The organism is Pseudomonas sp. TWP3-1 (assembly GCF_049896625.1).
Lineage (GTDB): Bacteria > Pseudomonadota > Gammaproteobacteria > Pseudomonadales > Pseudomonadaceae > Aquipseudomonas.
The window spans coordinates 45,763-68,441 of record NZ_JAFCUQ010000015.1 but is presented as its reverse complement, the minus strand read 5'-3'; the positions used below and the strand labels follow the sequence as shown (position 1 = coordinate 68,441).

Sequence of the window (22,679 nt, the reverse complement as noted above, 5' to 3'; positions counted from 1 at the left end):
TGGCGTAAAGATTTGTAATGTAAAACCCTTACGCCACAACCAAATCAGCCAAAGGAATGATTTGCACAGCCGCACGAGTGCTAGCTTTGCGCCAGCATTTGCCCGGTTTCGTTACGCCTGAGTCAGATCAATGCATCTCGGTGAACGCCAGTTTCACGCCAATCGCAATCAGCACCACGCCCATGGTCCGGTCGAACCAATGGCCCATGCGCGCGAAACCGGCACGCACGCGTTGTTGGCTGAACAACATTGCCACCAGGCAGAACCAGATCGCAGTGGCGACTGCCAAGTAGATGCCGTAACCGGCCTGCACGCTCAGCGGCGTGTGCGGGTTGATGACGACGGTGAACAGCGACAGGAAGAACAACGTGGCCTTCGGGTTCAAGCCATTGGTGACGAAGCCTGAAGTAAACGCGCCGCGCGCGGTGCGTTCGCCGGCCTCTTTGTGCAGATCGTCGGTCACGGCTTTCGCCGGTTGCGCGCGCAGAGCCTTGTAGCCGATGTACAGCAGGTACGCGGCAGCGGCCCATTTCAAGGCGTTGAACAGCACAATCGACTGCGACACGATCAGGCCGATGCCGAGCAGCGAATAACCGACGTGCAGGAAAATCGCCGTGCCCACACCGAGCGCGGTCCAGGTGCCGGCGCGGCGACCGTGGGTCACGCTTTCGCGCACCACCACGGCAAAGTCCGGGCCCGGACTGGCGACGGCCAACAGGTGGATCAGTGCAACGGTCAAGAACTCGGTCCAGTACATGGGGGCTCCTTTCGGCCAAGCGTATCAATTTGTTTCATCTGGTAGGCTCGGCAGATTACGCCTTCCCTTCCCGGCACAACAGGTACAGTTGATGACGAACGCCCACCGCGCAGTATTCCTTGATCACCCGTCTCTGGACCTTGGCGACCTCGACCTGAGTCCGCTGCGCGAGTGTTTCAGCGAGCTGCAACTGTTCGCCCGGACTCTGCCCGAACAAGTCGCCGAACGCCTGCAGGGCGCCAGCGTGGCGATCACCAACAAAATCCAGATCGACGCTGCCGCGATGGCTGCCAACCCCGATCTGAAACTGATCCTGATCACCGCCACCGGCACCAATAACGTCGACCTCGCCGCCGCTCGCGCCCAAGGCATCACTGTGTGTAACTGCCAGGGTTACGGCACGCCGTCGGTGGCGCAACACACGATCATGCTGCTGCTCAACCTCGCCACGCGTCTGACTGACTATCAAAAAGCCGTTGGCGAGGGTCGCTGGCAGCAGGCGCAACAGTTCTGCCTGCTCGACTATCCAATCGTCGAACTGGAGGGCAAAACCCTCGGCATGCTCGGCCACGGTGAGCTCGGCGGTGCGGTCGCGCGGCTGGCTGAGGCATTCGGCATGCGCGTTTTGCTCGGGCAGATTCCGGGACGCCCGGCACGCCCGGATCGTTTGCCACTGGATGAACTGCTGCCGCAGATCGACGCGCTGACCCTGCACTGCCCGCTCAACGAACACACCCGCAACTTCATCGGCGCCCGCGAGCTGGCCGCGATGAAACCCGGCGCGTTCGTGGTCAATACCGCCCGTGGCGGCTTGATCGACGAACAGGCGCTGGCCGATGCGCTGCGCAATGGCCACCTCGGCGGCGCGGCCACCGATGTGCTGAGTGTCGAACCGCCAACCCAGGGCAATCCGCTGCTGGCCGCCGACATTCCGCGCCTGATCGTCACCCCGCACAATGCCTGGGGCAGCCGCGAAGCGCGCCAGCGCATTGTTGGCCAATTGGTGGAAAACACTCAGGCATTTTTCAGCGGTAAGGCGCTGCGGGTCGTCAGTTGATAGACTGCGGCACTTTTTTTTACAGGAGCAGTTATGGATCCGCGCAGTGAAGTACTGCTTCGTCAGCCCGAATTATTCCAGGGATCGTTATTGCTGGCCGGTTTGCCCGCCGATGATTTGCTTGGGCGCCTGCCGAATGCTTTCGGCTGGTGCTGGCACGCTGGCGATCAGGCCGCGCTCGACGCACGTTTCGAAAGTCGCAGCCATTTCGGTGTGAATGTCCCGGAGCGCGAGTTCGACAGCGTCGTGGTGTTTCTGCCCAAATCCAAGGATCTGACCGATTACATCCTCAATGCCGTGGCGGCTCGTCTGCCGGGTCGCGAAGTGTTTCTGGTAGGTGAAAAACGCAGCGGCATCGAAGGCGCGTCGAAACAGCTGAATCCGTTCGGCAAGCCACGCAAACTCGACAGCGCGCGGCACTGCCAGTTGTGGCTGGTTACTGTGGCCAATGCGCCTGAAGCCAAATCGCTGGAAAGCCTCGCGCAGACTTACGAATTGCCGCTGGCCGAAGGCCCGTTGAAAGTCATCAGCCTGCCGGGCGTGTTCAGCCACGGCCGACTGGATCGCGGCAGCGCCCTGCTGCTTGAGCATCTGGACAAACTGCCGAGCGGCCATCTGCTGGACTTTGGGTGCGGCGCAGGCGTGTTGGGCGCTGCGGTGAAACGTCGCTATCCGCACAATCAGGTGACTTTGCTCGATGTCGATGCATTTGCCGCCGCCAGCAGTCGTCTGACTCTGGCTGCCAACGGTCTGGACGCCGAAGTGCTGACCGGTGACGGCATTGACGCCGCACCGATGGGTTTGAGCGCGATTCTGAGCAATCCGCCGTTCCATGTCGGCGTGCATACCGATTATTTCGCGACCGAGAACTTGTTGCGAAAAGCGGCCAAACATCTGAAAAACGGTGGCGAACTGCGCTTGGTTGCGAACAGTTTCCTCAAGTATCAGCCGTTGATCGAAGAGCATCTCGGCATCTGCGCAATCAAGGCCGAGGGCAACGGTTTTCGGATTTACCGGGCCAAGCGTGGCTGAAAATTAGCGCTTGCCGAATGGATTTTGCCTAGGCAGAATCCGCTCCGTCCTAGGGGAGTAGTCTCCCACGAGCGCCATGCTCGTCCGGCATACGTCAACATACTTGGTCCTCAGATCATGGCGTATGCGACCCAAGCGTCCGCACCAGACGGATCGCAGGGTTTGACAAGACCTATGACACGCACACCTTACCCGGGGCGGGAAGGCTGTACGTGTCATAGCCGTGTCGACCCGCCCCCTTAGGAAAATCCTGATGCTGGACTCGTTACTCGTTCCCACCGCAATCGTTGCCTTGGCCGAAATCGGCGACAAGACGCAACTGCTCGCGCTGATTCTCGCCGCTCGCTTTCGCAAACCCTGGCCGATCATCGCCGGCATCGTCGCCGCGACCCTGGCCAACCACGCAGCAGCCGGTGCGGTAGGCGCCTGGTTCGGCAGTTTCTTCTCGAATGCGACGCTGCACTGGATCCTTGCCGCAAGCTTCGCCGCGACCGCACTGTGGACCCTGGTGCCGGACAAGATGGACGACGACGAAGCGAGCACCGCGCGCAAATTCGGGCCGTTCCTGACCACGTTGATCGCGTTTTTCCTCGCCGAGATGGGCGACAAAACCCAGGTCGCGACAGTAATGCTCGCCGCGCAATACCCGGATCTGTGGCTGGTAATCATCGGCACCACCGCCGGTATGTTGATTGCCAACGTTCCGGTGGTGCTGGCCGGTAACTTCGCTGCAGACAAACTGCCGCTGACCCTGATCCGTCGACTGGCTGCTTCGGCGTTCCTGATTCTGGCGATTGTTGCGGTGTACAAGGCGATGCAGAGCAGTGGTTGGGTTTAACCCCTCTGCCTGATCTGCCATAGCACTGTGGAGAGGGAGCTTGCTCCCTCTCCACAAGGGTCCTGTCTACTTCAGGATTTAGGCGCTTTCTCGTACAGCGGCATGACCTTCGGAATCGCTGCCTGCAACGAGGCGATCCGGCTGGTCGAGGCCGGGTGAGTGCTCATGAATTCCGGTGGCGAACCTTCCGAAGCCTTGCTCATCTTGTTCCACAGGGTGATCGCGGCATTCGGGTTGTAACCGGCACGAGCGGCCAGTTCGAGGCCGATCAGGTCGGCTTCGTTTTCGTTGGCGCGGCTGTTCGGCAAGGTCATGCCGTAGTTGGCGACGGTGTCGGCCAGCGCGAGGCTGTCCTGACCCAGACCGAACAATGCGCCAGCACCCTGCTTGGCCATTTCCATTCCATAGGCCTTGGACATCGCTTCCCGACCATGCTCGCGCAGGGCGTGGGCGATTTCATGGCCCATGACCGCGGCAATTTCATCATCGGTGAGTTTCAGACTGTCGATCAGCCCGGTGTAGAAAATGATCTTGCCGCCGGGACCGCAGTTGGCGTTAAGTTCATCGCTCTTGATCAGGTTGACTTCCCACTTCCACTGCGCCGCATCCGGACGGAAGTTCGGTGCCTGAGCGATCAAACGGTTGGCAATCGCCTGCACCCGCTTGGCTTCGGCACTGGTCTTGTCCAGCACACCCTTGCTCGACGCCTCGCCCACGGTCTTCTGATAGGACTGGGCATACATCTGGTCGACCTCTTGCGAGGACAGCATGCTGAACATGTACTGCTTGCGCTCTACACCGACGGCTCCGCCGCTGGTGGTGTTGACCGACTGACAACCGGCCAGCAACAGCGCTGCGCTCAGTGCACTTACAACCAAAGTCTTGTTCATCAAAAAGCTCCCTGAAAACCTGTGGCGTATCGTAGGCGGGTAATTGTATCGGCGCCAGATACAACGGACGTGTTGCACAAACTTTCAGAAGACGCCCGCTGCCCTGTAGGAAAAAATTCATATCCAACCCAGACCGCGCGGCAACTGCGTCGCGTACGGATCCATTTGCGACATCCCCCGCCAATCCACTCATGGCCCAATCCGCGCGGCCGATACAACAGCGCAGACGTCCTCTTGCGTGCGGAGCTTCCATGAAATTCAAATCGATCCAGTTTTCCGTGGCCGCTCTGGCCGGCGCCATCGTACTTAGCGTAGTCGCCGCGCTGGTGTTGTATGCGCTGTTTTCCGGCGCGCGTACGCAAGACATGGTGCAGCAACGCACCCAGGCGCAGTTCGAGCAAGTCATCGAACAACGGTTGACCTCGCTGGCGCAGACTCAGGTCAGCCAGATCCAGCGCGAACTCGAAGCGCCGCTGCTGATTGCCGGCGGGCTGGTGCGGGTCAACGCGCTGCTCGGCACATCCGGCGCCGACGGCAAACCGGCGTTGAGCCTGAGCCGCGAGCAACTGATCGAGTTGATCAAGGAAAACGTCGCGAAGAATCCGAAGATTCTCGGCACCTACATTGGCTGGGAAAAAAACGCACTCGACCGCAATGATGCATCCTACGTCGGCACCAGCGTGGCCGGGATCGATTCGGCCACCGGGCGCCTCCTGCCGTGGTGGTTTCGCAATGACGACGGCACCCTTGGCCTGGATAAACTGGCCGACGTCGATGACCAGAAAGTCCTGTCCACCGGCGTACGCGCCAGCGAGTACTACCTGTGCTCGAAAGAAAGTAAAAAATCCTGTGTGATCGATCCGGCGCCCTACAAGGTCGGCGACAAAATCGTCATGCTCGCCTCGTTTATCGAACCGATCATGCTCAACGGCGCCTTCCAGGGCATCGTCGGCGCCGACCTGTCGGTGAACTTCATCCAGGACATGCTGCTCGGCGCCAACCAGAAACTCTACAGCGGTGCCGGGCAAATGGCCCTGGTCGGCGGCAATGGCCGGATCGTCGCGTACACCAAGGATTCGAGCAAATTCGGCGAAAAGGTCAGCGATATTCTCGACGCGCAGCAGATCGCCCACATGGCCAATCTCAAGCGCGGCGAGGTTACCTACAGCGTCGATAAACAGCAGAACCGCATCGAGCTGTACCTGCCTTTCGGCATCGGCCAGACCGACGCGCGCTGGACGCTGATGCTGCAATTGCCGCTGGACGCGGTAATGGCTGATCTGCAAAAACTTCAGGCCGACCTCGACGCCCAGCGCAAGTCCGACACCTTCGGCATGGCCATGGTCGGCCTGCTCATCGCCGGCCTCGGTTTGCTGGTGATCTGGCTGGTGGGTCACGGCATCGCGCGGCCGCTCAAGCAGATGGTCAGCATGCTCGATGACATCGCGCAGGGCGAAGGCGATCTGACACGCCGCCTGAGCAGTGATCGCAGCGACGAACTCGGCTCGATCGCCAAAGGCTTCAATACTTTCCTCGCCAAGTTGCAGGCGATGATCACCCAAGTGGTCACCTCGGTGCAGAGCGTCAGCGACTCGTCGGAACACACCGCCGACATCGCCATCCGCACCAACATCGGCGTGCAGAAGCAACTGGCCGAGATTGATCAGGTGGCCACCGCCGTACAGGAAATGACCGCCACCGCGCAGGACGTGGCACGCAACGCGACTCAAGCCGCGCAAGCCGCCAGCCATGCGGATCAGGCTGCAAGCCAGGGCATGCAGATTGTCCGCGACACGTCGAATTCGATTGGCGTACTGGCGATTGAAATCAGCAAGGCTGTCGGCGTGGTGCAAACGCTGGCCAAGGACAGCGAGAACATCAACGCGATCCTCACGGCGATTCGCGGGATTGCCGAACAGACCAATTTGCTGGCGCTCAACGCCGCCATCGAAGCGGCACGCGCCGGTGAACAGGGCCGCGGTTTTGCAGTAGTCGCCGACGAAGTGCGCAATCTGGCGCAGAAAACGCAGAAGGCCACTGAAGAAATTCAAAGCATGATCCAGCAACTGCAACAAGGCACCCGCGACGTGGTGCGGGTCATGGAAGACAGTCAGAACCGTACCGACGAAAGCGTGCAGCACGCGGCGAAAGCGGCCGAGGCGCTGGAGACGATTACGCAGGCGGTGTCGGTGATCAATGACATGAACACGCAGATTGCCAGTGCGGCCGAGGAACAAAGTGCGGTGGCGGATGACATCAATCGAAACGTGATCAATATCGGTCAGGTGGCGAATGAAGTGGCGGGCGGGGCGGATGAATCGAGTTCGGCGAGTGCCGATCTGACCAAGTTGGCGGAGCAGCAGCGGCGATTGATCAATCAGTTCAAGGTCTGACGTGAAAAGCTAAAAGTCAAAAGCCCCCTCACCCTAGCCCTCTCCCGGGGGAGAGGGGACTGATTGGGGGATCTTTGAGGAATACGCCGACCTGACCGCTCGGCAGTGAATCCATAATCGACTGGTTATTTCAGGTCGATGTATGACGCAAGACACATCGGTCAGTCCCCTCTCCCTCTGGGAGAGGGCTAGGGTGAGGGGCTCTTGATCCAAGGCTCTCAGCCCGGAGTCAAACACTCCGGCCCATTGAGCTTCGGATCATTCACCAGATTCGCCAACGCCCGCTCGCGCAGCACAGCCGGCTCACTCGCCAACAACCCCTGCAACACGTGCAGCGGCGTCGCCGGATCGAGCCACGCCGCCTGCCCCGCCTCATCCAGAATCAACGGCCGGCGCTGGCTCGCCGCTGGCTGGGTGATCACCGCGGTGCTCAGCCAGACCTGCTCCTGCACCGGATAAGCCTCCCAGATCGCCGCAAAAAACAGCGAAGCGCCCTCGCCCGGCGTCAGCCAGTACGGGCGCTTGCGCGTAGTCCCGCGCCATTCGTAAAAACCGTTGGCCGGCAGCAGACAACGGCGCAAGCGCAGCGCTTCACGGAACATCGGTTGTTCAGCAACGGTTTCCGCCCGGGCATGCGCCGGGGTACGCGACAGATCGGTCAGCCACGGCGGCGTCAGCCCCCAACGCGCGCAGGCCAGCGAGCGCTGGCCATCCGGCTCGGCCCGCAGCATCAACACCGAATCGTTGGGGGAAATGTTCCACTGCGCCAGTTGATCGGCGGGAAAACCTGGCAGGGCCGCGAAGTCGCGGTTCCAGCGAAACAGGGCATAACGTCCACACATGGGGCAACACGACTCAGAAGTAAAACGAACGCCAGCCTAACAGACCAGCGTGCCGGGGAAGCTTTCCGGTTCATCGCCGGGCAGCGGCAGCGCGGCATTGTACGCGCTGATCAGCTCGCGGGCGTATTCAGCCTGGTCGTTGTCGACCGACAGCCCGAGCAGGCCGAAGATCGGCAGCTCACCAGTGCCGCCAAGCAGGTCGCGCCCGACCAGATGCGCCTCGATGCCTTCGCTGGCGAGCATGCCCTTGAGCATTTCGCCTTCCATCAGGTTTTCCGGCTCGTAGATTCGCTGCATCGGCGCACCTCACTCGTTCTCGCTGAAGACTTCCAGATGCCACTCGTCTTCGTGAACCTGCAATACGAATTTGATCGGCCGGCAACACACCTGACAGTCTTCGATATAGGTCTGATCGCCCCCGGACCGGTCCACCGTCGTCTCGACCTCTTCCCCACAATAAGGACATTCATATTCTGCGGTTTCCAGCATCGCGGTCTCCCAAGTGACTTGTGCGTATAATCGCCGGTCTATTTGCAGGGCTATTTTTGTCTGGCTGTTTTTTCAGACCGTGCCCCGTTGGTTTTCGAACAAAACCTTTACTTACCCTAGCCGTTTCCAACAAGAGAGCATGATGGGCGAATTCGATGCCATCCGACCTTACGACGACAGCGAAGTACCTGTGGTACTGGCAAGACTGCTCGGCGACAAGGCGTTTCTAGATATCCTCACCCACTTCCGCTTCCCGCGTTTTGCCGGTGCTTTCGGCTGGATGCTCAAACCACTTATAGCCCATCGGCTGCGTCGTGAGTTCGCCGACGTGACCTCGGTGGCGTCTTTACAGGACAAGGTCGAGGCTTACGTCGACCATACCATCGAGCGTGCCACCGACGGCGTGACCTACACCGGGGTCGAGCAATTCAAGTCCGGCAGCGCCTATCTGTTCATCGCCAACCACCGCGACATCGTGATGGACCCGGCCTTCGTCAACTACGCGGTGTACCACGCCGGCCTGCCGACGCCGCGCATCGCAATTGGCGACAACCTGCTGCAAAAGCCGTTCGTCAGCGATCTGATGCGTTTGAACAAGAGCTTCATCGTGCATCGCTCGATCACCGGCCGCCGCGAGAAAATGGCCGCTTATCAGCTGCTGTCCGCCTACATCAACCACTCGATCCGCAACGATTGCGCGTCGATCTGGATCGCGCAGGCCGAAGGTCGGGCCAAGGACGGCGACGACCGCACCGAGTCGGCGATTCTCAAGATGTTCCACATGAGCCGCAAGGACGAGCCGTTCGGCGAGGTCATCAAGTCGCTCAACGTGACTCCCGTGTCGATCAGCTACGAATACGACCCGTGCGACCAGGCCAAGGCCCGCGAGTTGTACATCCGCGCCACCACCGGCACCTACGCGAAAGCACCGGGCGAGGATGACGCGAGCATCGCCAAGGGCATCACCGGCTACAAGGGCCGGGTGCACGTGAACTTCGCCGCGCCGATCAGCGAGTTGTTCGAAGACACCAAGCAACTGGCGGTCGAGATGGACAAGCAGATTCTGGGTGGCTACCGCTTGTTCCCGGTGCATTACCTGGCGTACGCGCAGTGGGCTGATGCCGATCCGCAGTTGAAAGTGCCGGAGGCGGCCGAGGTCTTCGGCGTCGATGAGTTGGCCCAGGCCGAGGAAGAATGGCAAGACCGCTTGAACGCCTGCCCTGAGGAGCATCGTCCGTATCTGGTGCTGCAATATGCGACGCCGGTGCGGAATCAGTACCGGGTCAAGGCTGGGTTACCGCTGTAAGCGCGCTATCCGCATATAAAAACGGCGCCTTCGGACGCCGTTTTTATTGCCTGAAAATATCAGAAGCGCGTGCTGACCCACGAAATGACCAGCGCCAGGCCGAGGCAGGCAAAGCCGAAACGGTAGAAAAAGCGGTTCATGCGCAGGGTCGCCCAATCGAGGATCGGCTCCTGATTCGGCGAACTCTGACGCTGGGCCGCAATGTTGGCCTGCGCGCGTTGCTCGCGGCGACGGGTTGCGTGCAGCAGCCAACTGCCGGGGAACGCCAGCAGCAGCGCCAGCAGGTTGATCAATTTGGCGGGATGGGCGGTAAACAGCGTCATCAAATGCAGCGACATCACAGACCTCAAACTAAACCGGTACGGCGAACGCCAGAGGACGACCGCGCGCCGGAGTCTACCGGAACCCTCCCCGCCAGCCCCAGCCTTTGCGACAAATTACCTGCCAATCGACCGATGGCTGTCCTGTGTCACGCCAGCGTCATGTGGCTAGTCCACCCTGCGCGCCTCGAAACATAAACGGATTGCCACATGTTGCACGCGGAAAACCAGGATCGGCTGTACCTCATCTCCCCCTCCGACGAACAGCAGACGCTAGTCGGCAGTCTGGCCTTCAATGTTCAGGATCGGCATTGGCTGGTGTATTGCGCGCTGGGCGGGCATCAGCATGCGGATTTGCCGGAGACGGATTTGCTGACCGGCGTCAGCGTTCTCGATTTCTATTCACAAGCAGCCTGAATGAAAAAGCTTTGAATCAAAAGCACACCCTCACCCTAACCCTCTCCCGGAGGGAGAGGGGACTGACCGAAGTGTCTTTCGAGGTACATCGACCTGAAAGTTCTAGGGTGAGTGAAGATCGCCAGAGCGACACAGGTCGGCTCCCTTTCCCCCTCTACCCCTTGGGGGAGAGGGTTGGGGTGAGGGGGTAAGATCTCCCAGACAAAACAAATCTACCGCCCACAAAAAAACCCGGGGCCATTGCTGGCACCGGGCTTTTTTGTGTCTGGTGAAAGTCTTACTCGCCAAGCACCTGACCCACAGTCGGATCCTTGAACAACCGCGTCAGCGCATCGCTCAACACATCACTCACCAACTTGGTGTTGGTTTCCTGATTCGGCGCCATGCCGAAGCGCTGATCCAGCGACGCACCGTAACGGCCGCTGTAGCGACGGTTGGCGTTCTGCACGTCGGAGCGGAAGGTCGCGCCGATGGTCGCTTCAGTCACGTACATGCCTTCTTTCGGCGACTGGTACTTCAGTTCGGTCAGGGTCACGGTCAACTGCGGCGCGTTCAGCGCGTTGTTGCTCGGGGTGAAGCCGAGCAGACGCACGGCGGCTTCAGCCTGGGCCTGCAATTTCGGCAGGATCTGGTCTTTCTGCACGGTGATGGCGCTGGTCTCAGGGTACAGACCGCCACGGGTGCCGAGGGTTGGCGACGGACGACCATCGACCACGCGTACGACAACCGGCTGGCCACGGCCAACGGCGGCGAGCTGAGTGGTCAGCTTCGGTTCCGGGCTCAGTTGTTGCGGGCTGTGGGCGCAGCCAACCAGGGTCAAACTGGTCACAGTGATCAAACCGAACAACAGGCGTTGCAACATGCTTTTTTCTCCAGAATCAGGCACAAACAGGCCGGCAGTATAGCGGTGGGCCACTGCGGGTAACCAGCGCCGCACAGTGAATACTCAAATGTCTGACAAACCCTTGAGAAAGCGGTTCCTGTCACGCATTCGTCACGGCCCATACATGTTGACGTCACGGCTCGCGGGCAACCTTGTCCTCAGTCCCCCAACAAGGAACTCAGCCATGCGTTATCTGATCTCGTTGTTCGCCCCGCGTCCGTTGCACCGCAGCTTCGCCCTGCTCGACCACAACGGCCACTGCAAGGCTTTCAAGCAGTGCAGCCTGCAGCCAATGGGCGATGGTTGGGTCGAAATCGATGAAATCCGCCTCAACTGGCTGCACCAGCCACTGCCCGCCAGTGCCCGCGTCGCACAGCACCGACCACGCGCACGCGCCCAGGCAATGTTGAGCATCTGACCAGATACCTAATAAAAGTCATTAAACCCGACCAACTCCGCGCATTTCTTCGATACAATCTCCCCCCGATTATAAGGACGTCTCCTGATCGGGCCCCGCAACAGCGTCAATGCGCATGCATTGGCATCCAAATCGCCCACAGAGAGCCGCCCACACAGATCGAGTGAAGCTGGCGTGCTTGCTGTTTATCCGGCAAAAAACCCGCTTTTCGCGAATCTGCAGAGCTGTCATGACGCTCGGCCACTGAGTTGTTTTGCCCCCACGGGCACGGTGCCAGGCCTGGACAGCCCTTTTTTGAGGTTCACGTCTTCAAAAGAGCGTGAAAAAAACGGGTTTTCACAACTTCACAAGAGTGTGGCGAGCAAATGAATAGTTTTGCGTCTGAACATGCACCATTAGCGTCTGAAACAGCCCAACGACACAGGAACGGGTACGCCTCGAATACCGGAGCCTGAAGCCTGTCCGCTACGGATTTGGTTGCACAAACGGATGTCTCGACCATAAGTCGAATTGCCAGCCGCGTGCTGAAATGAGTTCATGCAACTCTTGAAGCCCGGCCGCATGCATCCGCTGAAGTTGCAAAAAATTGCGAAGATTCGGACATGGCAATCCTGACCAAGCATTCCTGGGGCGCAACTGACCTGCCCCGGAACGCCTGGCAGCCATGCCGACAATTTGGTGCTGCAGATTTTGGAGACGCGTTAAATGGCGCATAACGAAGCAGTCGACGTAGTTCTGGTTGGGGCCGGCATCATGAGTGCCACCCTGGCAGTGCTGCTCAAAGAGCTCGACCCGGCGATCAAGCTGGAAGTTGTCGAGTTGATGGATTCCGGTGCGGCGGAGAGTTCCAACCCGTGGAACAACGCCGGTACCGGCCACGCCGGCCTGTGCGAGCTGAATTACACGCCGCAGGCTGCCGACGGCAGTGTCGACATCAAGAAAGCCGTGCACATCAACACCCAGTTCGAGGTGTCGAAGCAGTTCTGGTCGTACCTGACCAAGAAAGGCACCTTCGGCTCGTGCAAATCGTTCATCAGCCCGGTGCCACACTTGAGCTTCGTGCAGGGCGACAGCGGCGTGTCCTTCCTCAAATCGCGCTTCGATGTGCTGAGCAAGCACCACGCGTTCTCCGACATGGAGTACACCGAAGACAAGGCGAAAATGGCCGAGTGGATGCCGCTGATGATGCCGGGCCGTGCGAGTGATGAAGTGCTCGCCGCAACCCGCGTGATGAACGGCACCGACGTCAACTTCGGCGCGCTGACCAATCAGTTGCTCAAGCACTTGAGCAGCGCTCCCGATACCCAAATCAAATACTGCAAGCGCGTGACCGGCCTCAAGCGTAACGGCAGCGGCTGGACCGTCAGCATCAAAGACGTCAACAGCGGCAACAGCCGTGAAGTCGACGCCAAATTCGTGTTCCTCGGCGCGGGTGGCGCGGCTTTGCCGTTGCTGCAAGCCTCAGGCATCGAAGAGAGCAAAGGCTTCGGCGGCTTCCCGATCAGCGGCCAGTGGCTGCGTTGCGACAACCCGGAAGTGGTCAAACACCATCAGGCCAAGGTTTACAGCCAGGCCGCCGTGGGTTCGCCACCGATGTCGGTGCCGCACTTGGACACCCGTGTGGTCGATGGCAAGAAATCCCTGCTGTTCGGGCCATACGCCGGTTTCACCACCAAGTTCCTCAAGCACGGATCCTTCATGGACCTGCCGCTGTCGGTTCGCGCCGGCAACATCGGCCCGATGCTCGCCGTGGCAAAAAACAACATGGACCTGACCAAATACCTGGTCAGCGAAGTGATGCAGTCGATGGAACAGCGTCTGGATTCCCTGCGCCGTTTCTACCCGGAAGCGAAAGCCGAAGACTGGCGCCTGGAAGTGGCCGGCCAACGGGTGCAGATCATCAAGAAAGACCCGAAAAAGGGCGGCATCCTGCAATTCGGCACCGAACTGGTCGCGGCCAAGGACGGTTCCCTCGCCGCCCTGCTCGGCGCTTCGCCGGGTGCGTCGGTAACCGTTTCGATCATGCTTGAACTGATCGAGAAGTGCTTCCCGGCCAAGGCGTCCGGTGTGTGGGCAGCCAAACTGGCGGAAATCTTCCCGGCGCGGGAAAAGGTTCTGGAAACCGATGCGGCGCTGTATCGCAAGATCAATGCGCACAACAACGTCGCCCTGGAACTGGTTGAAGCCAGCAACGAGACCGAAAGCTACGCTTGATTCGGCCGCACAAAAAACGCCCCGTACTCAGTGAGTGCGGGGCGTTTTTTTTGTGCCTGACGACTAAACACCAACCACTGTGGCGAGGGGATTTATCCCCGCTGGGCTGCGAAGCGGCCCCAAAACCTGCTGGCGCAGTGTGTCAGGCAAACCGCATTCAATGTGTTTACGACTGCTGCGCAGCCGGACGGGGATAAATCCCCTCGCCACAGGTATGGGGTGATCTTAACCGCGAGCCTTGTCGATCAGTTCGATGTATTCCGCGGCATTACGCTGATCGCGGATCTGATCGACGAAGGTCTGACCCTGCTCGTCCTTGCCGTCGACGTCGTAACCCGCCGCAACGAAGAACGTCAGAAAGCGCTCGAAGTCGTCGATACGCAGGCCGCGGTAGGCCTTGACCAGTTTGTGCAGCGACGGCGAAGTGGCGTCGACCGGTTCAAAATCGAGGAACAGCTTGATCTGCTCATCGCCGATCTCGTCACCAATCACTTGCTTCTTATCTTTACGCATTGCCGACTCCAGCTCGCAGACATTTCACGGGGCAGGCAGTTTACCCCCGTGCGCCTGCATCGCTCAACGCAGGCGTCACCGGGGCGATCTCGCAGTCAGTCGCGATGGCGAGATTACATGCCTTTGACGGCAAAAATCCCGTTGGCATTGCGCCAGTAGCCTTTGTAGTCCATGCCGTAACCGAAGATGTAACGGTCGATGCATGGCAGGCCAACGAAGTCGGCTTTCAGGTCAGGACGCGCCTTGCGGTCGTGGTCCTTGTCGATCAGCACGGCGGTGTGCACTTTGCGCGCGCCGGCGTGTTTGCAGTAGTCGATGATCGCGCCCAGGGTGTGACCTTCGTCGAGGATGTCGTCGATGATCAGCACGTCGCGGTCGAGGAACGAGACTTCAGGTTTGGCTTTCCAGAACAGGTCGCCGCCGCTGGTTTCGTTGCGATAACGGGTCGCGTGCAGGTAGGACGCTTCCAACGGGAAGTGCAGATGAGTCAGCAGCTTGCCGGAGAAAATCAGCCCGCCGTTCATCACGCAGAACACTACCGGGTTGGTCTCGGCCAGTGTTTCGTTGATTTGCGCACCGACGCGGGCAATGGCAGCCTCGACTTCAGACTCGGTGTACAGGCAGTCAGCCTCTCGCATGATTTGACGGATATGCTCGAGATCAGCGGACATGGCGCTCTCCGGGGGGTGGTTGGCAGGGGGTATAGTCGCGAAAAGCGGGCAAAGGTACGCACCTCGCACGGCTGAATCAAGCCTTTATGGACTAACGTACTGTATGTCCTATAGGACATCACCCTCGGATAGATTAATCTAGGCCGGTTTTTTTGCCCGCCGCCGGAGCCTTTCCCCATGTCCATCCAAGAGATCCGCCATCCGCTGATCCGTCACAAACTTGGCCTTATGCGCCGTGCAGACATCAGCACCAAGAATTTCCGTGAGCTTGCTCAGGAAGTCGGTGCGCTGTTGACCTATGAAGCTACCAAAGATTTGCCGCTGGAAACCTACGATATCGAAGGTTGGTGCGGCACCGTGTCGGTCGAGAAAATCGCCGGCAAGAAGATCACCGTCGTGCCGATCCTGCGTGCCGGTATCGGCATGCTCGAAGGCGTGCTCAGCTTGATCCCGGGCGCCAAAGTCAGCGCCGTGGGCGTGGCCCGCAACGAGGAAACTCTGCAGGCCCACACCTATCTGGAAAAACTGGTTCCAGAGATCGACGAGCGTCTGGCAATGATCATCGACCCGATGCTCGCCACCGGCAGCTCGATGGTTGCGACCATCGACCTGCTGAAAAAGGCCGGCTGCAAGGAAATCCGCGCGATGGTGCTGGTTGCCGCGCCGGAAGGCATTGCTGCTGTCGAGAAGGCGCACCCGGACGTGAAAATCTACACCGCGTCCATCGACGAGAAGTTGAACGAGCACGGTTACATCATCCCTGGGCTTGGCGATGCCGGTGACAAGATTTTCGGCACCAAGCAGAAGGACGCGTAAGCATGCGACAAGAGTTCAACGATCCGCTCTGGCGTACGGTGCTGTCCGGCGCGCAGATGCTGTTCGTGGCGTTCGGCGCTTTGGTGCTGATGCCGCTGATCACGGGCCTGGACCCGAACGTGGCACTGTTTACCGCAGGTCTGGGCACGATTCTGTTCCAGATCGTCACCGGGCGTCAGGTGCCGGTGTTCCTTGCGTCGAGTTTCGCCTTCATCACGCCGATCATTCTCGCCAAGGGCCAGTTCGGCCTCGCCGCGACCATGGGCGGCGTGATGGCAGCGGGTTTCGTCTACACCTTCCTTGGCCTTGCCGTGAAGATCAAAGGCACCGGGTTCATCGACCGTCTGCTGCCACCGGTCGTTATCGGCCCAGTGATCATCTCCATCGGTCTGGCCATGGCGCCAATTGCCGCGAACATGGCGATGGGCAAGGCTGGCGACGGTTCCGAGCTGATTCACTACCAGACCGCAATGCTGATCTCGATGCCGGCGCTGCTGACCACGCTGATTGTGGCGGTGTTCGGCAAAGGCATTTTCCGTCTGGTGCCGATCATCTCCGGCGTGCTGGTCGGGTTTGGCATGGCGTTCTATTTCGGCGTGGTCGACACCGCGAAGATTGCCGCTGCACCGTGGTTTGCGATTCCGCACTTCACTGCGCCGGAATTCAACTGGCAGGCAATTCTGTTCATCGTCCCGGTAGCGCTGGCTCCGGCCATCGAACACATCGGCGGTGTGATTGCTGTCGGTAGCGTGACTGGTCGTGACTATCTGAAGAAGCCTGGGCTGCACCGCACTTTGCTGGGCGACGGTATTGCTACAACGGCAGCCGGTCTGTTCGGCGGCCCACCCAACACGACCTACGCGGAAGTGACGGGCGCAGTGATGCTGACCAAAAACTACAACCCGAAAATCATGACCTGGGCGGCGATCTTCGCCATCAGCCTGGCGTTCGTCGGCAAGTTCGGCGCATTGCTGCAAAGCATTCCGGTGCCGGTGATGGGCGGGATTCTGTGCTTGTTGTTCGGTTCGATTGCGGCGGTGGGCATGAACACCCTGATCCGCCACAAGATCGATCTGGGCGAAGCACGCAATCTGGTGATCGTTTCGGTGACGCTGGTGTTTGGGATTGGCGGTGTGCTGGTCGGCACCGGCACGGGTCCGGATGACTTCGGCCTCAAAGGCATCGCGCTGTGCGCGGTGGTGGCGATTGCGCTGAATCTGCTGCTGCCGGGCAATGATAGCTGGAAGCACAAGAAGGCGGATGAGCCGCTGCTCTAGAGATCGGCTCATACCCTGTGGCGAGGGAGCTTGCTCCCGCTCGGCTGCGCAGCAGTCGTAAATCCGGTAGATGCGATTTTCCTGTGATAACGCATTAGCAGATTTTGGGGCCGCTTCGCAGCCCAGCGGGAGCAAGCTCCCTCGCCACAATTTGTTTTACGCTGAAGTTTCCAGATTGTTTTAGAGGGCCAGCGGCGCTCGTTCGCACAGGGTCGCCAACGCCTTCGCCCATTGCGGGTCGTCGTTCAAGCACGGCACCAGCAGCAACTCCTCGCCCCCGGCTTCGCGGAACTGCTCTTTACCGCGATCACCAATCTCCTCCAGCGTCTCGATGCAATCGGCAACGAACGCCGGGCACATCACCAGAATTTTCTTCACGCCGCTTTTGGCCAATTCATCCAGCCGCGCTTCGGTGTACGGTTCGATCCACTTCGCCCGACCCAGTCGCGATTGAAATGACACCGACCATTTGCCGTCCGCCAGCCCCATGCGCTCGGCGAACAACGCGGCCGTGCGCAGACACTGCGCGCGATAACAGGTGGCCAACACCGCAGGCGAAGCATTTTTGCAGCAGTCTTCATTCTTGAAGCAATGCTGCCCGGTCGGATCAAGCTTGGTCAGATGCCGCTCCGGCAAGCCGTGAAAGCTCAGTAACAGGTGATCGTAATCCTGCTGCAAATGCGGCTTGGCGCTGGCGACCAATGCGTCGAGGTATTCCGGCTGATCGTAGAACGGCTGCAGGATCGACAGTTGCACATCGAGCTTTTTCTCGCGCAGTACGCGTTTGGCCTCTTCGATCACCGTGGTTGTGGTGCTGTCGGCGAACTGTGGATAAAGCGGTGCAAGGGTAATCTTCTTGTGCCCCGCCGCGACCAGTTGCAGCAGGCGCGTTTCAATCGACGGCTCGCCGTAACGCATCGCCAGCTCCACCGGGCCGTGCTTCCACTGCGCCTTCACTTGCTCTTGCAAGCGGCGGCTGAGCACCACCAGTGGCGACCCCTCCTCCCACCAGATCGAGGCGTAGGCATGCGCCGACTGCTCGGGGCGCTTGATCAGAATCAGCGATACCAGCAACCGTCGCACCGGCCATGGCAGGTCGATGACATACGGGTCCATCAGAAACTGATTGAGGTAGCTGCGCACATCGGCCACCGAGGTGGAGGCCGGCGAACCCAGGTTGACCAGTAGCAAGGCGTGATCGGTCATGCAACGTCCTATTTCAGAGGCGGCTGGAGAGGTCGTCCAGAGCCGCGCGTAATTCCGTGAAGCGGAAGCGGAATCCGGCTTCCAGCAAACGTGCCGGCAAGGCCTTTTGACCGCCGAGCAACAACAAAGACATTTCACCGAGGCCGACCTTCAGGGCCAGAGCCGGCATCGGCATGAACGCCGGGCGGTGCAGCACGCTACCCAGCGTCTTGGCAAATTCGCGATTGCGCACAGGTGTCGGCGCGCACGCATTATAAGGACCGCTCGCCTGATCGCGGTGCAGAAGAAAATCAATCAAGGCGATTTGATCATCGATATGAATCCACGGCATCCATTGCCGCCCATTACCCAAAGGCCCGCCCAGCGCCAGTTTGAATGGCAGCAACAACCGCGACAAAAAGCCGCCCTCGGCCGATAGCACCAGCCCGGTTCGCACCAGCACCACGCGCATGCCCAAGGCTTCGGCACGCTGGGCGGTCTCCTCCCAGGCGATGCACAACTGACTGGCGAAGTCGTCGATCACTGGCGGCGATTCTTCGGTCAACTCGCGCTCGCCGCCGTCGCCGTACCAGCCGATCGCCGAACCGGAGATCAGCAGCGCGGGTTTCTGCGCGCGTGTTTCCAGCCACGCCAGAAGGGTTTCAGTGAGCTTGATGCGGCTGCTCCACAACAACGCCTTGCGCCGATGCGTCCACGGCCGGTCGGCAATCGGTGCGCCGGCGAGATTGACGATCGCATCCAGCGGCTCTTCGCCGAGGTCTTGCAGACGCGCAATTCCACGTACCTGCGTGCCGCACATTTTTGCGACTTTTTCCGGACGCCGACTCCACACCGTCAGGCGATGGCCCTGCTCCAGCCAGTGTCGGCAGAGCTGACGTCCGATCAATCCAGTACCGCCGGTCAGCAATATGTGCATGACTTCTTCCTCGCGTGGCGTTTTACCCTGATCCCTAGTCTATTTTCATAAGCAGGGATCTTTTCTGTCGGGCAGGCTCTATTGTTTAACCATAGGCCAAGCTGTCAGAACGAGAATGCTGGAAGTTATACCAAAAAACAAAATTGTACAGGTTTCATCCACGGCGTAGTCTGTACAGAGAAAGGTAAACGAGGCCCCTATGACTGTACCTATCGCAATCATCGGCACCGGCATCGCCGGACTCTCCGCCGCCCAGGCGCTGACTGACGCCGGGCACATCGTGCAGCTGTTCGACAAAAGTCGTGGCAGCGGCGGACGCATGGCGAGCAAGCGCAGTGACGCCGGCTCGCTGGACATGGGCGCGCAGTACTTCACCGCGCGCGACCGGCGCTTCGTCACCGAGGTGCAGCGCTGGCAAAGTCAGGGCTGGGTCGCCGAGTGGACACCGCAGCTCTATACCTGCCAGGGCGGGCAACTGAATTTGTCGCCGGACGAGCAGACGCGCTGGGTCGGTTCGCCGCGCATGAGTGCCATCACCCGTGGCTTGCTCGAGGGCCTGGAAGTGCACTTCGCTTGCCGGATCACCGAAGTCTATCGCGGCGAACAACACTGGCATCTGCAAGACGCCGAAGGGTTCACCCATGGCCCGTTCAGCCACGTTGTGATCGCCACACCAGCGCCGCAAGCCACCGCTTTGCTGGCCGCCGCGCCGAAACTCGCCGGGGCCGCCGCCGGGGTGAAAATGGAGCCGACCTGGGCGGTCGCCCTCGCCTTCGATACTCCGCTGGATACGCCGATTGAAGGCTGCTTCGTGCAGGACAGCCCGCTCGACTGGCTAGCGCGCAACCGCAGTAAACCCGGGCGCGACCACACGCTCGACACTTGGGTGCTGCACGCTACCAGCGCCTGGAGTCGGCAACACATCGACCTGTCCAAGGAAGCGGTGATCGAGCAATTGCACGGCGCATTCGCCGAACTGCTGCACAGCGCCATGCCCGCGCCGAGTTTCAGCCTCGCCCATCGCTGGCTCTACGCCCGCCCGGCGATCAGCCATGAATGGGGCACCCTGGCCGATGCCGATCTGGGCTTGTACGCCTGCGGCGACTGGTGCTTGTCTGGTCGCGTCGAAGGTGCGTGGCTGAGTGGCCAGGAAGCCGCGCGACGCTTGCATGAGCATTTGCAGTGAATCAGATCAATCCGCGTAAATTGCTGCTGTCGAAATGGACAGCAGCCCTCCCGCAAAACCGCGAAAAACATTTTCTGGTGACCGAGTTGTTCCGGGATGAGGAAGGCACGGTACTGGAGATTGAGTTGCAGGCGGTGCTGACCAAGCGCAGTGAGCGCTTCGAATGGCAAGTGCTGCAGGATATTTCCCGGTGGAAAATGGGTTGGCTGTAAAATCCTCCGCAAAACTTGTACAAATGATTTGACTTGTACAGCCTTGAATCTATGCTGAAGGAATGTTGTACAGCGCGCACGCTCTGTACAGGTTCAGATTCGAGGTGCCCCGATGTCCGAGCAAACAGCCAAACCGAAAATCGCCATCAGCGCCTGCCTGATGGGCGCCGAAGTGCGCTTCAACGGCGGGCACAAGGAATCGCGGCTGTGCTCACGCACGCTGACTGAATATTTCGATTTCGCCCCCGTGTGCCCGGAAGTCGCCATTGGCTTGGGCACGCCCCGTGAGCCAATCCGGCTGATTGGTGACCCGCAGAATCCGCAGGCGGTTGGCACTGTCGATCGAGAAATCAACGTCACCCAACCGCTCGCCGACTACGGCCAGAAGATGGCTGCCGAGTTGAACGACATCTGCGGCTACATCTTCATGCAGCAATCGCCCTCGTGCGGGCTGGAGCGGGTCAAGGTCTACCACACCAACGGTGCGCCGGTGAATGGCGGCGGACGCGGCATCTACGCTCAGGCGTTCTGCGCGCAGCATCCCGACCTGCCGGTGGAAGAAGCCGGGCGCCTCAACGATCCAGTGCTGCGCGAAAACTTCATCACCCGCGTCCTCGCCTACAGCGACTGGCAGCAGGTGCTGACGCAGGGCCTGACGCGCCGCGCGCTGATCGAATTCCACTCGCGCTACAAATACCTGCTGATGGCCAACAACCCGCTGCAATACAAGGCGCTGGGCAAATTGCTCGGCAACATGGCGCTGAGCGATCCGCAAGAACTCGGCCCGCGCTACTTCAGCGAACTGATGGCGGCATTGAAAAAATGCGCCACGCGCGGCACTCACAGCAATGTGTTGCAGCACATCAGCGGCTACCTGAAACAGGCGATCAGCGCCGAAGACAAAGAAGAAGTGCAGCACGTGATTGGCCAGTATCGCCTCGGCATCGTGCCGCTGGTGGTGCCGCTGACGCTGCTCAAACATCACTTTCGCCAACACCCGGATCCGTACATCGCGCAACAGGTTTACCTGCAACCGCACCCGGAAAACCTCAGCCTGCGAAACGCCATTTAATGAACGTGAAACCCGACACCAGCGCCAGCGAAGACCTCGGCGCCGACTTCAAGAAAGCCCTCGACGAGGGCTGGCTGCCGATCCGTGAAGTCGCGCGGCAGACCGGCGTCAACGCCGTGACCCTGCGCGCCTGGGAGCGCCGTTATGGCCTGATCGTGCCGCAGCGCACGCCCAAGGGCCACCGCTTGTATTCGGCCGAACATGTGCAGCGCATTCAGGCGATTCTCACCTGGCTCAACCGTGGCGTGGCGGTGAGTCTGGTCAAGCCATTGCTCGACACTCCGCAAGCCGTCAGCGAACCGCTGGAAAACGACTGGCAGCCGCTGCGCCAGACTGCACTGGTCGCGGTCACCCAGCTCAATGAACGCGGCCTCGATGACAGCATCAATCAGGCGATGGCGCTGTATCCACCGCGCACTTTGTGCGAGCAGCTTCTGCTGCCATTGCTCGCCGAGCTCGAACAGCGCTGGCAAGGCCAGTTCGGCGGGCGCATGGAGCAAGTGTTTTTTTATTCCTGGCTGCGCAGCAAGTTCGGCGCACGCATCTACCATAACAACCGTCAGTTGCGTTCCGCGCCGCTGCTGTTAATCAATCATTCCGACCTGCCGCTGGAGCCGCAACTGTGGCTGACGGCGTGGCTGATCAGCAGCGCCGACTGCCCGGTGCAAGTGTTTGACTGGCCGCTGCCGGCCGGCGAACTGGCGTTGGCCACCGATCACCTGCAAGCCCGTGGCGTACTGCTGTATTCCAGCAAAGCCATGAACCTGGCGCAATTGCCGAAACTATTCAACGGCGTCAGTTGCCCAAAAATCATTGCCGGACCAACGGTGTGCATCCACCACGCCGAGTTGTCCGCCAGAACTTCCGAGATTGCTGATTTGTACCTGGCCGAAGATCCATTGTCGGCGCATCAGGTGCTGGTTCAACGTGGGCTGATTTGATGAATCGTGCAGA

25 protein-coding genes, 1 pseudogene and 1 riboswitch are annotated in these 22,679 nt (G+C 60.0%); of the genes and pseudogenes, 15 read left to right on the top strand and 11 right to left on the bottom strand.

Annotated features, from left to right (window positions below; genetic code table 11):
* Window positions 1-127 precede the first annotated feature (127 nt).
* Window positions 128-757 carry a LysE family translocator gene (locus ACP7BN_RS19950; protein ID WP_420650764.1) on the bottom strand — a complete coding sequence of 210 codons (630 nt, stop codon included), beginning with the start codon at window positions 755-757 and terminating at the stop codon, window positions 128-130.
* Window positions 758-848: 91 nt separating this feature from the next.
* Here ACP7BN_RS19950 and ACP7BN_RS19945 point away from each other — a divergent pair, with 91 nt between their 5' ends.
* The 3 genes from ACP7BN_RS19945 to ACP7BN_RS19935 all read left to right on the top strand — a co-directional run bounded on the left by ACP7BN_RS19945 (window position 849) and on the right by ACP7BN_RS19935 (window position 3,684).
* Complete coding sequence (locus ACP7BN_RS19945; RefSeq protein ID WP_426205760.1) at window positions 849-1,814, top strand: 2-hydroxyacid dehydrogenase; 966 nt, start codon at window positions 849-851, stop codon at window positions 1,812-1,814.
* 33 nt (window positions 1,815-1,847) lie between these two features.
* Entirely contained in the window at window positions 1,848-2,846 is a 999-nt protein-coding gene (locus tag ACP7BN_RS19940; RefSeq protein WP_426205759.1) for a methyltransferase, read from the top strand.
* Window positions 2,847-2,885: 39 nt separating this feature from the next.
* Window positions 2,886-3,010, top strand: a riboswitch (yybP-ykoY riboswitch).
* A gap of 89 nt (window positions 3,011-3,099) precedes the next feature.
* Window positions 3,100-3,684 carry a TMEM165/GDT1 family protein gene (locus tag ACP7BN_RS19935; protein WP_420650767.1) on the top strand — a complete coding sequence of 195 codons (585 nt, stop codon included), beginning with the start codon at window positions 3,100-3,102 and terminating at the stop codon, window positions 3,682-3,684.
* 71 nt (window positions 3,685-3,755) lie between these two features.
* On the opposite strand, the gene ACP7BN_RS19930 is transcribed toward ACP7BN_RS19935, so the two are convergent.
* Window positions 3,756-4,574: a M48 family metallopeptidase gene (locus tag ACP7BN_RS19930; RefSeq protein WP_420650768.1), complete on the bottom strand. Its 819-nt coding sequence runs from the start codon at window positions 4,572-4,574 to the stop codon at window positions 3,756-3,758.
* Between the two features lie 191 nt (window positions 4,575-4,765).
* Between ACP7BN_RS19930 and ACP7BN_RS19925 the strand changes: the two are divergent.
* Window positions 4,766-6,112: pseudogene (locus tag ACP7BN_RS19925) on the top strand (HAMP domain-containing protein); the annotation flags it as partial.
* Between the two features lie 12 nt (window positions 6,113-6,124).
* A complete protein-coding gene (locus ACP7BN_RS19920; protein WP_426205812.1) occupies window positions 6,125-6,967 on the top strand; it encodes a methyl-accepting chemotaxis protein in 843 nt (280 codons plus the stop codon).
* Window positions 6,968-7,185: 218 nt separating this feature from the next.
* Here ACP7BN_RS19920 and ACP7BN_RS19915 read toward each other — a convergent pair whose 3' ends face one another.
* Genes ACP7BN_RS19915 through ACP7BN_RS19905 form a run of 3 tightly spaced genes read right to left on the bottom strand, consistent with a single transcriptional unit; the run spans window position 7,186 to window position 8,298 of the window.
* Complete coding sequence (locus tag ACP7BN_RS19915) at window positions 7,186-7,809, bottom strand: SOS response-associated peptidase (protein WP_426205758.1); 624 nt, start codon at window positions 7,807-7,809, stop codon at window positions 7,186-7,188.
* 36 nt (window positions 7,810-7,845) lie between these two features.
* Complete coding sequence (locus ACP7BN_RS19910; RefSeq protein WP_114885463.1) at window positions 7,846-8,106, bottom strand: putative signal transducing protein; 261 nt, start codon at window positions 8,104-8,106, stop codon at window positions 7,846-7,848.
* Window positions 8,107-8,115: 9 nt separating this feature from the next.
* Entirely contained in the window at window positions 8,116-8,298 is a 183-nt protein-coding gene (locus ACP7BN_RS19905; protein WP_420650770.1) for a CPXCG motif-containing cysteine-rich protein, read from the bottom strand.
* A gap of 142 nt (window positions 8,299-8,440) precedes the next feature.
* On the opposite strand from ACP7BN_RS19905, the gene ACP7BN_RS19900 reads away from it, so the two are divergent.
* Window positions 8,441-9,604 (top strand): 1-acyl-sn-glycerol-3-phosphate acyltransferase, encoded by a 1,164-nt coding sequence (locus ACP7BN_RS19900; protein ID WP_426205757.1) that lies wholly within the window; start codon window positions 8,441-8,443, stop codon window positions 9,602-9,604.
* A gap of 59 nt (window positions 9,605-9,663) precedes the next feature.
* Here the strand turns inward: ACP7BN_RS19900 and ACP7BN_RS19895 are convergent, their stop codons facing one another.
* Window positions 9,664-9,942 (bottom strand): hypothetical protein, encoded by a 279-nt coding sequence (locus tag ACP7BN_RS19895; RefSeq protein WP_426205756.1) that lies wholly within the window; start codon window positions 9,940-9,942, stop codon window positions 9,664-9,666.
* A gap of 192 nt (window positions 9,943-10,134) precedes the next feature.
* Between ACP7BN_RS19895 and ACP7BN_RS19890 the strand changes: the two genes are divergently transcribed.
* The gene (locus ACP7BN_RS19890; RefSeq protein ID WP_039766399.1) at window positions 10,135-10,341 is read left to right on the top strand and encodes a hypothetical protein; all 207 of its coding nucleotides are present in this window, start codon (window positions 10,135-10,137) and stop codon (window positions 10,339-10,341) included.
* Window positions 10,342-10,618: 277 nt separating this feature from the next.
* On the opposite strand, the gene ACP7BN_RS19885 is transcribed toward ACP7BN_RS19890, so the two are convergent.
* The gene (locus ACP7BN_RS19885; protein ID WP_420650773.1) at window positions 10,619-11,203 is read right to left on the bottom strand and encodes a YajG family lipoprotein; all 585 of its coding nucleotides are present in this window, start codon (window positions 11,201-11,203) and stop codon (window positions 10,619-10,621) included.
* Between the two features lie 205 nt (window positions 11,204-11,408).
* On the opposite strand from ACP7BN_RS19885, the gene ACP7BN_RS19880 reads away from it, so the two are divergent.
* The gene (locus tag ACP7BN_RS19880) at window positions 11,409-11,642 is read left to right on the top strand and encodes a hypothetical protein (protein ID WP_420650774.1); all 234 of its coding nucleotides are present in this window, start codon (window positions 11,409-11,411) and stop codon (window positions 11,640-11,642) included.
* A 705-nt stretch (window positions 11,643-12,347) separates the two neighbouring features.
* Complete coding sequence (mqo, locus tag ACP7BN_RS19875) at window positions 12,348-13,856, top strand: malate dehydrogenase (quinone) (protein ID WP_426205755.1); 1,509 nt, start codon at window positions 12,348-12,350, stop codon at window positions 13,854-13,856.
* A 225-nt stretch (window positions 13,857-14,081) separates the two neighbouring features.
* Here the strand turns inward: mqo and ACP7BN_RS19870 are convergent, their stop codons facing one another.
* Both ACP7BN_RS19870 and ACP7BN_RS19865 read right to left on the bottom strand, forming a co-directional pair.
* Window positions 14,082-14,369 (bottom strand): PA4642 family protein, encoded by a 288-nt coding sequence (locus ACP7BN_RS19870; RefSeq protein ID WP_426205754.1) that lies wholly within the window; start codon window positions 14,367-14,369, stop codon window positions 14,082-14,084.
* A gap of 113 nt (window positions 14,370-14,482) precedes the next feature.
* Window positions 14,483-15,040, bottom strand: coding sequence for a hypoxanthine-guanine phosphoribosyltransferase (locus ACP7BN_RS19865; RefSeq protein ID WP_426205753.1), 558 nt, complete (start codon window positions 15,038-15,040; stop codon window positions 14,483-14,485).
* A gap of 177 nt (window positions 15,041-15,217) precedes the next feature.
* On the opposite strand from ACP7BN_RS19865, the gene upp reads away from it, so the two are divergent.
* Together upp and ACP7BN_RS19855 are read left to right on the top strand one after the other, a co-directional pair.
* The gene (upp, locus tag ACP7BN_RS19860; protein WP_420650778.1) at window positions 15,218-15,856 is read left to right on the top strand and encodes a uracil phosphoribosyltransferase; all 639 of its coding nucleotides are present in this window, start codon (window positions 15,218-15,220) and stop codon (window positions 15,854-15,856) included.
* Window positions 15,857-15,858: 2 nt separating this feature from the next.
* Complete coding sequence (locus ACP7BN_RS19855; protein WP_426205752.1) at window positions 15,859-17,133, top strand: uracil-xanthine permease family protein; 1,275 nt, start codon at window positions 15,859-15,861, stop codon at window positions 17,131-17,133.
* A 180-nt stretch (window positions 17,134-17,313) separates the two neighbouring features.
* Here the strand turns inward: ACP7BN_RS19855 and hemH are convergent, their stop codons facing one another.
* The gene (gene hemH / locus ACP7BN_RS19850; RefSeq protein ID WP_426205751.1) at window positions 17,314-18,339 is read right to left on the bottom strand and encodes a ferrochelatase; all 1,026 of its coding nucleotides are present in this window, start codon (window positions 18,337-18,339) and stop codon (window positions 17,314-17,316) included.
* A 13-nt stretch (window positions 18,340-18,352) separates the two neighbouring features.
* Window positions 18,353-19,255, bottom strand: coding sequence for a TIGR01777 family oxidoreductase (locus tag ACP7BN_RS19845; protein WP_426205750.1), 903 nt, complete (start codon window positions 19,253-19,255; stop codon window positions 18,353-18,355).
* 199 nt (window positions 19,256-19,454) lie between these two features.
* Here ACP7BN_RS19845 and ACP7BN_RS19840 point away from each other — a divergent pair, with 199 nt between their 5' ends.
* The 4 genes from ACP7BN_RS19840 to ACP7BN_RS19825 all read left to right on the top strand — a co-directional run bounded on the left by ACP7BN_RS19840 (window position 19,455) and on the right by ACP7BN_RS19825 (window position 22,666).
* On the top strand, window positions 19,455-20,441 hold the full coding sequence (locus ACP7BN_RS19840; RefSeq protein WP_426205749.1) for an NAD(P)/FAD-dependent oxidoreductase: 987 nt from the start codon (window positions 19,455-19,457) through the stop codon (window positions 20,439-20,441).
* Complete coding sequence (locus ACP7BN_RS19835) at window positions 20,438-20,653, top strand: TIGR02450 family Trp-rich protein (protein ID WP_426205748.1); 216 nt, start codon at window positions 20,438-20,440, stop codon at window positions 20,651-20,653. The genes ACP7BN_RS19840 and ACP7BN_RS19835 overlap by 4 nt, the downstream gene beginning before the upstream one ends.
* Before the next feature lie 112 nt (window positions 20,654-20,765).
* The gene (locus ACP7BN_RS19830; RefSeq protein ID WP_426205747.1) at window positions 20,766-21,725 is read left to right on the top strand and encodes a YbgA family protein; all 960 of its coding nucleotides are present in this window, start codon (window positions 20,766-20,768) and stop codon (window positions 21,723-21,725) included.
* Window positions 21,725-22,666 (top strand): MerR family transcriptional regulator, encoded by a 942-nt coding sequence (locus tag ACP7BN_RS19825; protein ID WP_426205746.1) that lies wholly within the window; start codon window positions 21,725-21,727, stop codon window positions 22,664-22,666. The genes ACP7BN_RS19830 and ACP7BN_RS19825 overlap by 1 nt, the downstream gene beginning before the upstream one ends.
* Window positions 22,667-22,679: the final 13 nt, after the last annotated feature.